This is a genomic window from Aminobacter sp. Piv2-1 (genome assembly GCF_037625995.1).
Lineage (GTDB): Bacteria > Pseudomonadota > Alphaproteobacteria > Rhizobiales > Rhizobiaceae > Aminobacter.
In genome coordinates, this window is record NZ_JARKMU010000007.1 from 14301 (window position 1) to 31778 (window position 17478).

2 protein-coding genes (1 of these 2 cut by a window edge) are annotated in these 17478 nt (G+C 65.9%); both read right to left on the minus strand.

Annotation, left to right across the window (positions count from 1 at the left end; genetic code table 11):
* Window positions 1-16509, minus strand: the 5' portion of a protein-coding gene (locus AmiPiv_RS14140) for an LEPR-XLL domain-containing protein (protein WP_340038117.1). It extends 12021 nt beyond the left edge of the window; only the first 16509 of its 28530 coding nucleotides appear in the window; it begins with the start codon at window positions 16507-16509; its stop codon lies beyond the left edge, outside the window.
* 104 nt (window positions 16510-16613) lie between these two features.
* Entirely contained in the window at window positions 16614-17411 is a 798-nt protein-coding gene (locus tag AmiPiv_RS14145; protein ID WP_340038118.1) for a SapC family protein, read from the minus strand.
* Between the last annotated feature and the right edge of the window lie 67 nt (window positions 17412-17478).

Here is a 17478-nt window from a genome sequence, read left to right on the forward strand (position 1 = left end):
CGGCTTGGCCTTGTCGTTGAAGATGATGGTGCCTGCGCCGCGCTGGGTGACGTCGATGCGTTGGATGACCACGTCATAGTCGGTCAAATTGTTGACCGTGACGTTGACGTAGCCGCCGAGCGCCTTGATCGCGCCCTTGCCGGTATTCATCAGCTTGCCGGTGATGGTGATCGATCCGCCCGGCGTGCGGAATTCCTGCAGGAACACGCGACCGTTGACCGAATCCCAGAACGCCTTGAATTCATTGAAGGTCACTGTCTTCAGCGCGATCAGGCCCGGCTGCAGCTTGCCCGAGGCGATGTCCTTCTTGATCTGCTCGATCTCAGCCTGGGTGTCCGCGTCGATGTCGAGGATATAGTCCTCGTAGCCGCTCTGGATGAGCCCGTTAAGATTGATGTACTCGGCATTGATCGAGATGCGACTGGCGTAGATGCCCTTTTCGGGCGCCCTGGCCAGTTCGGCATCGACCGCGCCGTCGGTCGCCTTCCCCATCCCGTCGGTGCCGGTGATCTGCTTCCATGCGGCATAGGGGTCGCCGCCGGTGTTCAGCACGCTGCCCGGCGGCAGGTCGATCACCACCATGCCGAAGGTGATCACGTCGAGCGACGCGCTGCGGATGTTGCCGTTGATGGTGATGTCGCCGGAACCGACCGAATTGTCGATCTTGACGTCGGCGGTAATGGCATTGATGTCGCCGGAAACGGTGATGCCCGGCCAGGGGCTCGGATCGTTGCCGCGCACCCAGCTGTTGGTGATGGTGACCTTGGCATCGACCTCGGTGCCCTCGGTCTTGGTGATCTGCAAATTCGTCCCCGAGGGCGAATAGACGAACCACGGATCGTTGCCGCGGTTGGCCTCGTTGTCCCCCGCGACATTGGCGAGGTTGAACTCGATCACCTTCTTGTTCGGACCGTCGGCGACGGCGTAGTCGGAAATCTTGTTCTGGAAGCCGTTGAGGAAGACGCCGCCATTGTTTTCGGGAATGTAGACGCCGGCGATGTTCAGGAACGCCTTGGTCTTGTTCTCGATGATGACCTTGACGTCGCCCGGCGCATCCAGCTTGCCGCTGCCGGTCAGCACGTCGGCGCGGATGTCGATGTAGCCGGCCGCCGCGTAGATCGGCGCCACCGTGATGGTCAGTACCTGCTTCTGGACCGGCACCAGCACCTGCGGCGGCGTACCCGAGCCCGTGTAGTTCGGGTCGTCCTTCCACTCGGCCAGGCCGAGGAACAGAAGCTCCCGCTCCAGCCGCTTGATCTCGCTCTCGTAGAACGCCACGAGGTCCGCGTTGCTTCGATATTCGGCCATCTTGGCGCGGGCGTTGACGATCTCGCCGAAGTAGTTCGACTGCAACGGTTGCTGGCCGATGCCGAGCGTCACGTTTTCTGCACCCGACCCGTCGGCCTCGCCGCCGCGATACTCGATCACTGGGTTTGCCGCGTCGCCCACGATCCTGTCGATGACGACATTGACGGTGCGGTTGATGCCGGTCTGCACCGTCCCGTCGACGGTAACCACCGCATGCGCTTCCGTGTTGGCGGTGCCGTCGAACTGCTCATGCGCCTTGCCGCCGAGCGCGCTGTCGATGGCACCCATCAGCGACGACGCCCAGTTGGTCGCCTTGCCCTGCGCGGTCATCTGCGCCAGGCCGAAGCGGTCGGCGAACAGGCGCACGTTGCCACCCGAACGCACGAGCGCCTGGGAGGCGATGGTGATGTTGTTCGACTGGAACAGGAAGACGTCGGCCGTGACCTTGTCGATCGGGATCACGCTGCCGGCGAAGGTATCGGCATAGACTCCGAGCTTGTAGTCGTCATGGTTGAAGTTGGCATCCATGCCGGCCAGCATGTTGACGTCGCGCAGCGCCTCGATCCTGGCGCCGCGGCCAACGAAGATATTGTTGTCGGGGCTGAGCAGGATCGTCGCGTTGGCCACCGAGACGGTGACGCCGCCATAGTTGTCGACGCTGGTGTCCACCCGCGCGTCGGCACTGGTGTTGGCCGCCAGTTCGATCTGCCCTGCGGTCTTGAGCACGACGCCGTTCGAAGTCGTCGCCGCCGGATTGCTGCCGAGCTGCACGGTGGCCGAGAGATTCTCGGCGTCGAGCTTGCTTTCGGCGCCGATGCCGGAGCCGAGGCCGCCGCCCTTGTAGGCGACGTTCTCGCGGTAGAAGATCTTGTTCAGCGCCTTGAGCGAGAACTCGCCCGCGTCGAGAGAACTGCCGGTGACCGTGAGCTTGGCGTTGTCGCTGACGGTGACCTTGGTGTTCAGCACAAGGTCCGTCTTGCTGCTGACGCCGGCTCCGGTGAACAGGCCGCCGGTGCTGCCGTCGACATTGCCGCCGCTGAGGCTCGGCTTGTCGAACCGGTTGATCGCGCTCACCGCGATGGCACCGGCGTTGACGATCGCGCCGGCGCCGACGATGGCGTCGACATTCGACGTGATCTTGTTGTAGGCTTCGGCGCCCGAACCGGCCAGCAGCCCATAGGCGCTGGTCTTGATGCCGATATTGGCTTCGGCCCGGTGATCGGCGCTTATCGAGAGGCGGCCGGCCTTGCTCTTGTAAAGCTCGAATTCGAGGTCGCTTTCGCCAAAACGCTGCGTCGCCGCCTTGCTGAGGTTGACCTTGGCGCCATCGCCGAGCACCGCCTGCGTATAGGCGCGCGTTTCGGTTTTGGCCACCGCCGCCGCTGCCGCGACGAGGCCCCCGGAGCCGGGGTTGGCGCTGGCATAGTTGTTGTCCGAGCCGAGCGCCGTGATGTTCAGGCTGCCGGCATTGATGACGGTCGAGGCACCCACCTGGGCCAGGGTGTTGGCGACATCCAAGCCGTTTTCCTGGCGCGGCAGCGACTTGGCCGACGCAATCGTGGCGCCGGCTGCGATCAGGCCGTAGGCGGCACTGTCCGATTCCGCTTTCTGGCGGCTGTCGTTCTGGGCGGCGATGCTGACCGCGCGCGCGGCCGTGATCGCGACGCCTGCACCGATGAGCGCCCGCACCGTGCTGGTGTTCAGCGCCTCGGTGATGGTGGAATCGACGCCGATCAGGGCACCGGCCAGGCCTTGCGCCCGCGCGGCGGCCGTATCGCCGGCCGCCGGCAAGGTCTGGGCCGCGGCGATACGCAGATTATCGACGATGTAGGTCGTGTTCGAGGTCGTCGCATTGACCCGGGTGCCGACCTTCGACCTGGCCTCGGATACGCCGACCGCCAGTGTGCCTGCGTTCACGCCCTGGGCGTCCGAGAAGGCCTTGGGCGTCGCCTTGGCTTCCACCACCACGTCGCGCGCCCTGACCGTAGAGCCGTCGATCTGCGCAGACACCTGGCTGTCGACCTGCGACACGGCGGAAGCACCGGAAGCGGCGACGCTGATCAGGCCCACCGCGAGCGCGGCGGCAGCGACGACGGATTCGACGGTGGTGACGTCCTCGGCCGAGACGGCGATGTCGCCGTTCACCTGCAGGGTGCTCGAAGCGATCCAGGCCGAAGTCTGCGACGTCACCGTGTTTTTGGTGACCGCCCCGCCCCCGGCGATCGCGCCGCCGATGCCGGCAGCGGCAGCGACCGAGGCCATGAAGGCCTGCGACTTCAGCGTGGCGTTCTCGCGCGCCGAAATGTTGAGCGAACCGCTGGCCGTGTCATAGGCCGGCAGGACACGGTCGTATATCGCCGGTACCATGACGCCGCCGACCTTGACGCCGGTGCCGGGGCGCAAGACGGTGTTGCGATAGATATAGCCGTTGGACTGAACCGGGATCTGGCCGGTGACGACCACATTGCCGGCATTCCGCAGATAGGCCGAAACCCTGTTGTCGATGAGGTTGACCGCTTCGGCAACGCCGATCGCCACCGAACCGGCACCGAGGCCGATGGCCAGCGAGACCGAGGCCGCGCCGGCAAATGCCGTGATCGACGACGTGTCAGCGGCGTCGATGTCGAGCGTCGCGACCTTGATCGCGTTGTTGGTGCCGTCGCCGTCGACATAGGCGTCGACCTGGGCGGCGATCCTGTTCTTCGTCGAGGCGCCCGCCCCGGACAGGCCGAAGGCGAACTTGCCGGCGGACACGGCCACCGCACCCGCCGCAACCGTCGCATCGACGATCTGGTTCGACCGTGCCTTGACGTCGACGTCGCCCCAGCTGTCGACGCTGGTCTCCGAAAGATAGGCTTGGACTTCGACCGGCATGCGGGTGCCGGCATGGTTGAAGCCGATATTGTTTAAGGCGATGCCGGCACCGATGGCGGCGGCAACGGCCACGCCGCCACCCGCCGCGCTGCCGGCCACGGCCGCCACCAGCGCTTTGATCGACGAGGTGTTCGTGGCGTCGAAGACGATGTCGCCGCCCGACTTCAGGAGGCTGTTCTCGGCAAAGGCCCGCGTGCCGCCGAGAATGACGTTGGAGGCTCCGGCGCCGCCGCCGGAGACCGCAACGCCGATGCCGCCGCCCGCGACCGCAATCGAGGCCGCGAATGTCTCGGCCTTGATCGTGGCTTCCTGCACCGCTTTCACGGTGATCGTGCCGGGCGTCGGTGCGTTGGCAGGCGACGGCGGATTCTGCAGCACAAGCTGGTTGTAGACCGGGTCGTGGACCGGGATGTCCGTCACCGCGACATCGGCATATCTCAGATAGGCATTGACGTCGTTGGCGATGGTGTTCTTGGCGATCGAGATGCCGACCGAAACGCCCACGCCGGTGGCACCCACCGCTCCCGCGACGGACGCGGCACCGGCCAGCGCCTCGATACTGGACTTGTTCCTGGCGTCGACGACGACATTTGCCGCCCGGATCGTGGCAAGATCGCCCGACTTGCCGGTGATCAGCGCGTCGGTCGCCACCGCGATCATGTTCTCGGTGTAGACGCCCGAACCGCCGACCCCCACGCCGACGCTGCCGGCTGCGAGCGCCACCGCGCCCGCGAGCACCGTCGCCTTGATCGACTGGTCCGAATTGGCCATGACCGAGAGCGTGCCCTGAGCCGTGACGTCGCTTTCGCCGATGGAGGCGCGCACGGCGCTGGCGCCGTTGGCGCGCAGCGACGGCGAGACGAACACGTCGGCCTCGTTGCTGTTGGGGATGACCGGCACGTCCCAGTCGCCGATCGTGTTGATCGCAACCGAAATGCCTATGGCCGCACCCACGCCCGTCGCCCCTGCGCCGACCGCGCCCGCGAGCGCGGCGATGATCGCCTCGATCCTGGCGGTGGACAGGGCCTCGACCGTGACCGCGCCCTGGCTGGTGACCCTGGAGCCGAAGATGACGGCGTTGGTGTCGGTGTTGATGGTGTTCTTGGCGACGGCGCCGGCGCCCGAAAGCGCGACGCCGGTCGAGCCGAAGGCGGCCGCGAAGGACGCGGCCACGGACTTCGCCTCGATCTTCGAGGCGTCCTTGGCCCGGATGGTGATGCCGGTGGCCGAGGTTGCCGTCACCCCGTCGGTGGCGCTCCGCACGCCCGCGTAGATGTCGTTGCTGATGGTGTTTTCGGCATAGGACAGCCCGATCGAAAGGCTGACACCGGTGCTGCCCACGGCAAAGCCGATCGACGCTGCGCCGACGAAGGCGGAAATGTCGGACTTGTCTTCGGCCGTGATCAGCATCGCCGCGGCGCTAACGCCGGCGGTCACGCCCTGGGCGGCGTCGGTGGTGCCATCGCCCTCGACATAGGCCTGGGTGGCGACGGCGATTTCGTTCTTGGCCCCGGCACCTGCACCGGTGGCCGCGACCCCTGTCGAGCCGCCGGCGATGGCGACCGAACCCGCCGCCACCAGGGCGTCGATGTCCTGGTCGGAAAGGGCCGCGACGGTGAGCGTGCCTGCTGACTTGACGGCGCTGTCCTTCATAAAGGCAAGGACCTTCGACCGATCGCCGGCTCCATTGCCGATTCTGTTGATCGCGACAGCGACACCGATCGACGCCCCGATGCCGGTCGAGCCGATGCCGACGGCGGCCGAGGCGGCGAGCACCTGGGCGGTGATTTCCTGCTCGGCCGACGCCTCGACCGTGACGCTGCCGCTCTGCGAGATCACGCTGTCGGTGATCGACGCCTCGGTGTCGATGTCGATCTCGTTCTTTGCGGTGGCGCCCGCGCCGCTGAAGGCGATCGATCGTCCGCCCGAAATGCTGAGCGACGCCGAGGCCGCGACGGCGGTGGCCGACACCTTGGCCTTGTTTTCGGCGTCGACGGTGATCGCGCCGGTCGCGCTCAGCGTCGCGTCGCTGACCTTGGCGCCAACGCTGCCCTTGATGTCGTTGAAGGCGATGTCGAGGCCGATCGAGACGGCCGTGGCGTTGCTTGCCGCAAACGACGCGGCGATCGTGGCCGCGGCCGACAGCGAGGTGATCTGGCTGGTGTTCTCGGCGTCGACAACGATTGCGCCACCGGTGGCCGTGACCTTGGAGCTACCGCTGTCGCCGCCGTCGATCGCAGCGATCGTGTCGGCCGCGATGCTGTTCTGGACGAACACGCCGCCGGCGCTGAAGGCGGTGCCGTTGGCCGAGCCGGACAGGCCGATGGCGACGGAGGCGGCGACGGTCTTGGCGTCGATGGTCTGGCTGGACTTGGCCAGCACCGAGACGTTCCTGCCCGAAACCGTCGAATTGCTGATGCGCGCGTCGGTCTTGAGCGGCTTGGCGACGCCTACCTGGGTGATGCTGCCGGTGTAGCCGACATAGTTGAAGGCGAGCACGATGCCGACGGCAACCGCGGTACCCGAGCCCGAAAAGCCGCCCGCCACCGAGGCGGCGGCAGCCGCGATCCTGGCATCGATGTCGGCGCTGTTGGTCGCCGACACGACGACGTCACCCGCCGTGCCGACATCGCTGCCGGCGATGAAGGCTTCCACTGCCCCCACGATGGTGTTGAAGGCGATGGTTCCAGCCACACCAACGGCAAGCCCGGCGCCGGTGCCGGCAGCGACCGACACCGCGGCGGCCGCCGCGGTGGCATCGATCTTGCCGGCCTGGCTCGCCTCGACCTTGACGCTGCCCGCATCGAGATCGGCAACGCCGTCGATCGACGCCTTGACCTTCGCGTCGACCGCATTGCGCGACACCACCGGGGCGATCGAAACCGACTTGCCGTCGGGATTTTGGCCGTAGGTGTAGTTGATGGCGATCACCGGGGCCACGACGCTCGAGGTGATCTCGCTCGTGTTGGTGGCGGAGACGGTGAAGCTGCCATCGGCCTCGATGTCGGCCGAATTCGTCACCGACGCATCGACCACCGCATAGACGCGGTTCAGCGCAAATACGCCGCCGACGCTGACCGCGGTCGGCGCGCCGCCGCGCAAGGTCCTGACATAGTTGGAGATTTCCGACGAGATCGCCTGGCTCGCCTTGGCCGAAACCAGGACGTCGCCGGTCATGTCGATCTTCGATGACGTGATCAGCGCCTGGATCTGCGCAGCCTCGTCGGCACCGTAGATCTCGTCCACCAGATTGGTTCCGAGCAGCGCGTCGACGGTGTTGAACAGGAAGTTCTGGCCTTCGAGCCCGACCGTGTTGAAGGCAAGGATGACCCCGGCCGCCGCCTGCTTGGCGATGGTGTCGGCATCGATCTTGGCCTTGATCGTGGCGCCGCCCTCGGCGAGCACGTCGAGCGTCGCGCCCGTCACGTCGCTGTCCGTGACCGTCGCCTTGGCGTAGTTCAGCACGTTGTTGGTGGCGATCACGCCGTTGATGGCGATGGAATTGCCCTTGGCACTGCCGGTGACCTCGACGCGCGCGGTGGTGTCGGCGACGATCGAGCTGGTCTGCTTCGCCTCGACGCGGACGTTCTGGGTCGCGTTGAGATCGACGCTGGTGAGTTTCGCGGTGGCGCCACTGTCAATGTCGTTGCGGATCGCAATGGCGCCGACGCCGACGGCACTGCCGCCGGCAAGGCTCGGAACGATGTTGTCGTTCACCCAGTCGATGATGTCGCCGACGATATATTTCTGCCAGCCGCTGGAGAAGTCCTCGGTGCCGAAGTCGACCGTCTTGTCCGAGCCCTTGTAAACCCAGATCTCGCCCGCCTTCGGGCCGTTGGCGCCGACATCGGTGTCGATATAGACCAGGTCGCCGGAGGTGACCGCCTGCGAGCCTGACTTGGTGGTGAACTTGTAGTTCTCGGCCGCCGTCTTGGCGAGGTTGGCCAGGATGCTGATTCCGTAGTCGTTCTTGATCTCGGCCAGCGCCTTCATGGTGCCGGTCGACTTGATCGATGCGTCGTCGGTGCCCCTGACGGTCACCCCGGCGGCGCTGACGCTCGCCGTGGCGTCGCCGTTGCCGTCGACGGCAGCACTGTTGTCGACATAGGCCCTGGCCTCGCTCGCCACCTTGTTGGAGGCGATGACGAAGCCGATTGCCTTGCCGTCGGTGCCGCTGATCGAAGTGGCCTGCGAGGTCACCTCGTTGCCGACCTCGGCGTCGATGGCCGCGCGATTGTCGGCCGTGACCGACAGGTCGCCGCCCGCGGAAATGTTCGAATTGACGATGCCCGCCTCGGTAAAGGACGGATTCCGCCCGCCGAAGGCATCGGCGATCGTGTCGGCGCCCAGAAGCGCATCGACGCCGTTGAACAGCACGTTGGTGGCTTTCCAGCCGATCGTGTTGAAGGCCAGGGTCACGCCGACGGAATCGCCGCCGGTCGTGTAGGCTGAACTCTTGGTGTCGGCGTCGATCCTGGAGACGTTCTCGGCGGCGACGGTGACGGTGCCGCCGTTTACGCCGCTGCCGCTGGCGGTGATGCTGCTGCCCGAAATCTTGGCGACCGCGCTGCTCTGAACCAGGTTGGTGGCAATCGTGCCGTTGATCGACAGCACCTTGTCGGAGTTGTTCTCCTGCCCGGCCGGCGTGGTGTCGGCCGCCGGGTCGGCGGGCGCACCCGGTGTCTTCTTGGTGCCGGGATTGGTGTCGGCCGCCCCGGTCTTGCCGTCGCCGTCCCAGTCGACGGAACTGCCGCCGGAAGACGAGATGGCGCTGTCGACCTTGGCAGTCATGACGGCACTCTCGAGTGCCACGACGTCGACGTCCCCGGTTGTTGCGGTCACGCTGGCATTGGTGATCGTCGCCGACGAACCGCCGCGCACGTCGTTCATCACGACCAGGCCGCCGACCGACTTGGCCGGCGCCGCCGACAGGTTCAGCTCCTGCAGCAGCAGCGTCGCTTCGGGCGCTTCCTTCCACAGGCCGAGGTCGGTGAAATCCGTCTGGGCGAGATCGATGCCCTGCCCGAGTGCGTTCGAGCCCATGAAGATGTAGATGCTGCCGGCATTGCCGCCGACCTTGGTCCACTTCGCCGGATCGAGATTTTGCAGCCCGGCATCGACCAGCGCCTCGAGGTCGATGACGTCGTCGTCGCCGATGTACTTGTAGATCGCGCCGGCCTCGTCGCCCACACCCTCGAAGCGGACTGCGTCGCCGTTGCTGATCGGGAATTTCGACGGCGGCAGCACGTTGTTGAGGTCGATGGCGATGTTGCCGATATAGTCGTCGGCGATGCGCACGCGGTCGCCGAACTTGATGTTTCGGACCTTGGTGCCGAGCCCGTCATCCTCCCGGTTGTCGTAGTCCGCCGGGAACAGATCGTTCAGCGTTTCCTGGATGATGCCTGCGCCGCCGTCGCTGGTCACCGTCGTCGAGGCGACCAGCTTGGCGTTGGAATAAATGCCAACCGCATCGTCGGCGGTCACCGACACGCCGCGGCCGGCCTTGATGGTCCGCCCCGCGGCGCCGGAATTGTCGATCGTGGCCTTCGCCGCACCCGACACCTTGTTCGAGGCGATGATGGCGCCGTAGGAGGAACCGGCCGCGCCGTACAGCGCCGAGCTCTCGGTCACCGCGGCATTGCTGACGGTGGCGTTGATCTGCGCATCCGACTCGGCCGAGACCTGTATCTTGCCGGTGGCGTCGATGGTGCTCTTGAAGATCGAGGCGGTGGCGTCGGCGCCGATGTTGCCGTCGAAGGCGTTGTCGGCGAGATAGGGGGCGCCGACCAGCGTGTCGAGCGTGTTGAACAGAAGGTTCTGCGCTTCCCAGCCCACCGAATTGTAGGCGAGCGTGATGCCGACCGCGGTTCCGGCCGAATTGCCCGACGAATAGAGCCGGGCGTCGATGCGGGCCTCGTTCTCCGCCGTCACCACGACGTTGCCGCCAGCCTTGACGTTGCTGTCCTCGATCGTGGCCTGCGTCTTGCCAAGCACCACGTTGGTGGCGATCTGGCCGGTGAAGCCGATGACCTTGCCCTGGCCGTTGATGCTGCTGCCGCCCGACGCCGAGACCGTGCTGGTGGTGTAGGCGGTGATGGTCGCCGCACCCTTGGCCGCGACCTTCACGCCACCACCGGCGTCGACCTTGGTGCCCTTGATGTAGGCCTGGGCGTCGCCGCGCACATCGTTGTAAGCGATGGCGAGGCCGATCGCCTTGGCATTGGTGGCGACGATGTTGCCGAGTTCGGGGAAGAAGATGTCCTTGAAGTCGGACGTCCGCAGCTGCTTCCACTGGTTGGTGTCGCCATAGTAGACCGTGGTCAGGTCGACGGAGGCGAGCGGCGTCTCGCCGATATATTCGTAGACCTCGCCCGAATTGACGTCCATCTCCTGCCACAGCGCGCTGTTTGCGACATTGATGCCGCCGCGCGTCGTGATCGGTGAATTGCCGAGATAGCGGTAGACCTTGCCGCCGGTCTCGACCCGGTCGCTCCTGATGATGTTGACGGCCGCACCACCGTCGGTCACAACGTCGAGGTCTACCTCCGCATCGAGATAGTCCAGCGCGACGCGCACCTTGTCGCCCTCCTCGACGGTCCTGGTGCCCGACTTGGTGGTGTAGTTGTAGTCGCCCGCGCCCATGCGGTCGGCGATGTTGCCGATCATGTCGGTCAGGGCGTTCAGCGTGCTGGCCGGCAGGGCCGTCGCCACCACCTTGATGTCGGCGGAGATCCTGGCCTCGTTCTCGACCTCCGCCGAGACCGAACCACCCGCCTTGACGGTCTTGGTCGGGCTGCCTGTGCCGTCGACCGCGGCGCTGTTGTCGAAATAGGCCGAGGCGCCCGCGCTCACCTTGTTGCTGGCGAGGATGGCGCTGGCCGCCGTGCCACTGACGCCGTACTTGGCGCCGGCGGCGAAATCGTTCTCCCACTCCATGCGCGATTCGGCGCCGAGCACCGAGGTGATGCCGGCTGCATTCACCGCGACGAGGGTGATGTCGCCGCCGACGTCGACATTGGAATTCTTGACGTAGGCGGTGGTCAGCACCGGAGTCTCGGCCTTGAGCGCCTTGCCGATCTCGGGCGAGCCGATCAGCGTGTCGACCGCGTCGAACAGAAGGTTGCCGGGCTCGTAGCCGACGGCGTTGAAGGCGATGACGAAGCCGATCGTCTTGCCCGAGCTGGTGAGCTTGCTGAGCGCGGTGGCGTCGATCTTGGCTTCCGTGGCGGCCGAAACCTTGAGGTCGCCGCTGGCCCCCGTCTTGACGGAGCTGTCCTCGACGGCCGCCTTGGCGCCGCCCTGCACGGTGTTGGATACCGAAATGCCGGCGGTGCTGTCCCAGCCGTCGATGACGCTGGTGTCGGCGGCCTTGATGGTGGCCGATTCCTTCGCCTCGACGCTCACGTCGCCCACGGTCGTGACCGAGGTGCCCGCAAGCGCTGCCTCGACATTCGACTTGACCTGGTTGCGGGCGAAGATGCCGCCCTTGCCGGCGGCGCCGCCGACGACCTGCTTCTCGTCCATGCCGAGCGCGAGAAGGCCCGTCTTGACCATGGAGGCGGGAATGAGGTCCTCGGTGTTGAGCTTCTTCCACAGGCCGAAATCGTTGAAATTGGCCGTGGCGAGGTTCACCGGACTGTTGTCCGGCCCCATGTATTTGTAGATCGCGCCCTTTTCGCCCTGGCCCGGATAGGTGTCGCTGACGCGCACCGTGTCGCCGAGGTTGAGCCGCGGGGTGCCCGACTTGGTCGTGTAGTCGTAATCGTCGAGGATGTTGCCCGCGATCTTGTTGACGATGTCGGTGCCGTTGCTGTTGTTGAGTTCGGCGGCGACGCCCAGCCCGGTGGTCGCGTCGATGGCCGCTCTGTCCTCGGCCTTCACCGAGACGGTGGTGGCCGTGACCGTGCCGCCGCTGATCTTGGCCGTGGCCGCGCTGCTCACCTTGTTGCCGGCGATGACGGCGCCTGTGCTGCTCACCTTGCCGTCGAACAGCGCCTCGTAGGCGGCCGAGGCCTCGTTGTCGATCGTGGCGGTGATGACCGCTTCCGACAGCGCCTCCACCGACACCGCGCCGTCCGAAGCGACGTCGGTGTTGCTGATGATAGCCTCGACCTCGAACGGGTTTTCGGTGCGCAGCTGGATGTTGGGCTGGCCGGCGAGTTCGGCTGAATCGTCGACGATGTCGCCGAGCAGGGTCTCGACCGTGTTGAACAGCAGGTTGCCGCGTTCCCAGCCGATGGTGTTGTTGGCGATCTGGAAGGCAGACGCCTTGTTGAGGTTCTTGCCGGTGGCGACCGTCGAGTTCTCCGAGACGATCTGGGAGCTGTTCTCCGCCCGGACGGTGACGTCGCCGATCTTGTCGTTCGTCGTGCCGAGCTTGCTGTCCTCGATCTTGGCCGAGGTCTGCCCCTGGATCAGGTTGGTCGCGACGACGGCGGCCTGGGCCTTGGTCGAGTTGCCGCCGCCGACCATCTTCTTGAACAGGAAACCCTTGGCGCCCTTGGGCGCCACCTTTTCGATGAGCTTGTCCTGGTTGAACGGGGCGCCGCCCGAGACATCGTTGAGGATGTCGGCATTGGCCTCGATCTTGCCGATCGACTCGGCAGTGACGGCGACGCTGCCGGCCTGCAGGTCGACTTTGCGAATGAGCGCGACCGCACCGCCGCGGACGTCGTTGAACACCAGCGCAGCGCCCGTGGCCGCGCCGCCCGACGACCTGATGTTGTACTTGGCGGTGACGATCGAATAGTCGGTCTGGGGTTTCCAGAGGTCACGGTCGGTGAAGTCGACCGTTTGCAGGTTGAGCGTCGGATTGTCGGCGCCGAGATAGGTGTAGACCTGTCCCGGCTCGCCCGAGATCGGCTGCCAGTAGTTGGTGTCGGCGAAGTTGCGGGCCGGATCGTTGAGCTTGAAATTGATGGTCTTCGACGGCCCGACATATTTGTAGAGCTTGCCCGGCTCGCCGAGCTTGGCGACCGCGACGATGTCGCCGGTCTTGACCGTGATCGGCTGCTTGAATCCGTCGGTGATGGCGTCGTAGTCGAGCCCGACCGTGGTGCCGTAGGCGACCGGAACCACAAGCCCGTCGCCGAGCTTGCGGTCGCCGCCCACGGCGATGCCGAAGAGTTCGTCGATGGTGCGTTCCGCCGAATGCAGCCCGCCGTCGCTCGATGCCGTCGCCGACGCCACGATCTTGACGTTGGAATTGACGGTGGTGTCGTCGACCGCCGTGACTTCGACGGCGCCGCCGGCCGTGACCGTTTTGTTGGCAGCGCCCCCGTCGATCACCGCGGAAGCCTGGCGGCTCACCTGGTTCGTGGCAAGCGCCAGGCCCATCGCCTTAGCGCTGATCTTGAGCAGCCCCGTGGCCTCGGCGCGCGAGGTGTTCGACACCGTCGCGTTGACCACGCCCCTGGAGGCCGCCGCCACCAGCAGGGCACCGGCCGCGGAGACGATGGAATCCGTGATCGACGCCTTGACCTGCACCTGCTGCTGGTCGGTCCAGAACGAGGTGCCGAGGATGGCGTCGAGCGTCGCCTGCGCCAGGCCCGGCACTTTGAAGCCGACGATATTCATCGCCTCGAGGCCGGTCACCGCCTTGGCGCCGCCCTTGAGCAGGCGGCCGACACCGCCGCGCCCGTCGATGTTCACGTAGATCGTGGCGTCGAGGAACGTGTCGTCCACCGCCTCGACCTTGACGTCGCCGGCGGTGGTGGTCACCTCGCTCGCCGACATCGTCGCCAGCGTCGAGCCGTTGACGATGTTGGCGACCAGCACGCCTGCATTGACCTTCTTGGCCTGGACGGAACTGGTGGGATCGAAGGCCGGGTCGCCCTCCTCCGGGATCTCTTCCAGCGGCACCGAAACGGCGAAGGCCGAAACCTTGGTCTCGTTGATCGCCGAGACCACAACTCGGCCGCCGCTGGTGACCGTGGATTCGGAGATCATGGCGGCGGTGGTCTTCTCCACCTCGTTGATCGAGCTGACGCGGGCGATTTGCTTCTTGGCCTTGGCGTCCGTCTCTGTCATCCGCGGCTGGAAGGGCAGCGCGGTGGATTCAAACTCGGAGCGGTCTGCAGCAACGACCGCCACACCGCCGCCGTCGGCGGTGATCGAGCTCTCGTCGATACCCGCGGTCGTGCCGCCGGTGACCCGGTTTTCCGAATCCAGGCTGGTCGCGCGGTAGATCGTGTCGCTCTCGGCCGAGACGTCGAGCCCGCCGGCTTCGATCGTCACGCCGCGCACCAGCGTAGTGGTGGTCTCGCCCGCCTCGTTGGTGACCGAGCCGATGCTGTTGGAGGCGATCTCGTTGCGCACCTCGCCGCCATTGCCGGCCGCGATGGCGACGTCCCCATCGGCGTCGACGACCGTTGGTTTGGTCGACACCGCGCCCGTCGCCGGACCGACCACAACCTCCGTGGTGCGGGTCACGTCGACGTCGGAATCGATCGCCGAGAAGACCACGATCGTTGCCAGTGCCGGCAGGAAGGCGTCCTTCTCGGTCTGGATCTTGACCCGCACGGCGCTGTCGTCAGCAGCCGCGACGGTCACCTCGGTGGCGCCGCCGACGATCCCGCCGGTCTGGGTGATCCTGGCGCCGGCAGCCACCGTCACCGACGTGTCGTTGGTGACCGTGACGTCGGAATTGACCTGGGCGTTGGAAAAATCGACTGAGTTCTTGAGGGCCTCGCCCAGCGTCTGCATCGACAGCATGCCGGTCGAAACGAGGTCGGTGAAGGCCTCGGACAAGGGATCGATCTGGCCGTTGACCGTAAGCCCCTGCAGGATACCCGAAGGCAGCAGGTTGGCGAACAGCCCGCTCGGCACCGTCAGCTCGCCGAGACCGAGGAAATTCGGGATCGGCACCTCGGTCAGCATGATGTCGACGTCGACATCGGTGTCGGCGGTGATCGACACGCCAGCACCGTTGATGGCGGCGCCCGTCGCGAGCGTCACCGTCGCGGTGTTGTCGAGGGTCGCGGCGATGTTGCGCACGGCCGGGTCGACCTTGCCGAACATCTTCACGACGTTGGCGGCACGTGCCGCAACCTTCACGGTGCCGTTCGTCGCCGTCAGCTTGCCTGCGACGCTGATCGTCGCCGACGTGGTCGCGCCGGCGCTCAGCGTCGCGCCGGAGACGCCCGCGGCGTTCACCGACGCGCGCGCATGGTCGATGGCCCGCAGGTCGATGGACAGCGCGCTGATGTCCGCGTTCGAACCGATGTTGATGTCCTCGGCGCTGAGGCCGAGCGTGCCGGCCAAGGTAAGCGTGCCGTTGACCGCGATCTCCTCGCCGGCATCGACCATCAGCGAGAAATTTGCCGGATTCGGAAGCGATACGATCGTCGTGGTGGCGGCCGCGTCGCCGAGATAGAGCCAGACCTTGGAGGAGGTCAGCGCTTCGTCGCTGTTGATGCCGTCGATGGTGAGACGCAGGCTGCCGGCCTGGTTCGAAACCGTCACGTTCTTGCTGGCCGCGGCGGCCACGGCCGCCGAACGATCGATCACCTGGACGCCGCCGCCGATGGCGAAAGGCTCCATGTTCTCGAAGGCGAGCGTCGAGCCGTTCGGGTTCGAGAAGGTGATGCTGCCCGAGCCGTTTGCGCCGAGCGTCGCGCTGTTGGCGCTCACGCCGGAATATACGATCGTGTCCTTGCCGCCGTAGCCTCCGTCGATGGCGCCGGACAGCTTTCCTGCCGCAAGTATCGTGAAGGTGTCGTCGTTGTCCGCCGCGCCGGCGAGGTTTTCCGTATTGGTGAATGCGGCCTTGACCTTGTCGCCGACGACGTTGCCGGCGTTGTTGCCGCTCAGCGTCCAGGCGGCGTCGTCCGAAGAATCGAAGGCGATGCGGTCGTCGCCGTCGCCGCCGTCGAAGACGATCTGCGGCGCGAGCGCCAGCCCGCCGAACGAATCCTCGTCGATGGTCAGCGTGTCGTTGCCCGAGCCGCCGCTGATGGTGATGCCGGAAATCGTGCTCAGGTCGCCGAAGGCGAGCACCTTGCCACCGCGGGCCTGGTCGACGATCTCGACGCGCTGGATGGTTGTGGCGACGTTGTTGACCGTCTCGACCTGCTCGATCAGCCGCACCAGGATCTGCTGGTCGACGTCGTTGCCGTCGGTGGCGAGGTTGACGTTCAGGTCGGCATTGAGCAGCAGGCGGGGCTCGAGTGGGTCGAAGATCAGGCGGACGCGGTCGGCCAGTTCGCGCTGCACGCGCGAGCCGCGGGCGAGCCTTGCGAGCTTCGCCGAAAGAATCTCCGACAACCTGGCGCGGCGGTGCGATATCGGACGCCCCGATATACCTTCCGATTTGAACGGAAATGCCATGCCCTTCCCCCTTCGCCCTACGCGCGTCACGGGCCAGGGCCTTGCGGCCCCAGCCTTTCGTCCCACGAAACCGAACGGAAGCGCCCCCGCGCTCCCGCGGCAGCCTAGGCTGCGGTCGGTTCCTGAGTGGCCTGTTCGTCCGAGCTTGACTGTTCGCCCCCCGCGGCCCCCGCGCCGATGCGTTCCGCCGTGGAGGTCAGATGCCGCATCGAGAAGAGGTGCAGGTAAATCAATTCCAGATCGTCGTATGCCTGCAATTCCGCCAACTGTTCGCCGGTCAGCGCCTTGAGACGCTCCCGGTTGACCGCAAGAAAGCCCGACAGCGTCAGCACCTGCCGGTTGCGCAAGGTAAAGCGTGCCTGCATCGCCTCGAGCAAACCGAGATCGCTGAGACGCTTGGTCAGGCCGCGGGTGCGGTGGAACTGCACCTGGTAGGCCTGCAGGAAGCCGAGCACGCTTTCGAGATACTGCGTGCGCTCCCCGTCATTGTCGAACAGCCGCTCGCCGCGCCCGACGCGGTTGCAGCCTTCGAAGCCCTCGTCGACGCAGAGCGTGAAGTTGGCGCCGTTGTCGTCGCTCGAGAAGACGAACGGATAACGGCGCAGGAACGCCGGCACGTACTTGCCGGTCCATGCGCCCTTTTCGTCCACGATGAGGTTTTCGTTGTCGCGCACGCCCAGAAGCACGACCGGGATGATGTCCTCGCCCTGGCCGGCGAACACCACCGCATATTCGTCGGCCGCGTGCGCGAACTCCGCCGCCATCAGCGGCACCGAGTTCACATGGCGGGCATAGGAGAAGTCGCCGCCGATTTTCACCGACAGGTCGCCATGCGCCTGCCGCGAAACCGGGACTGCGCGTTCATATATTAGGAGTTGCTTTACCATGCCGCCCGCATACAATTTTAATGAGATTCTGCCCTAGGCGACGCAAGGTAACATTGCGTATCAGTAGTTGAAAAGAGCCGAC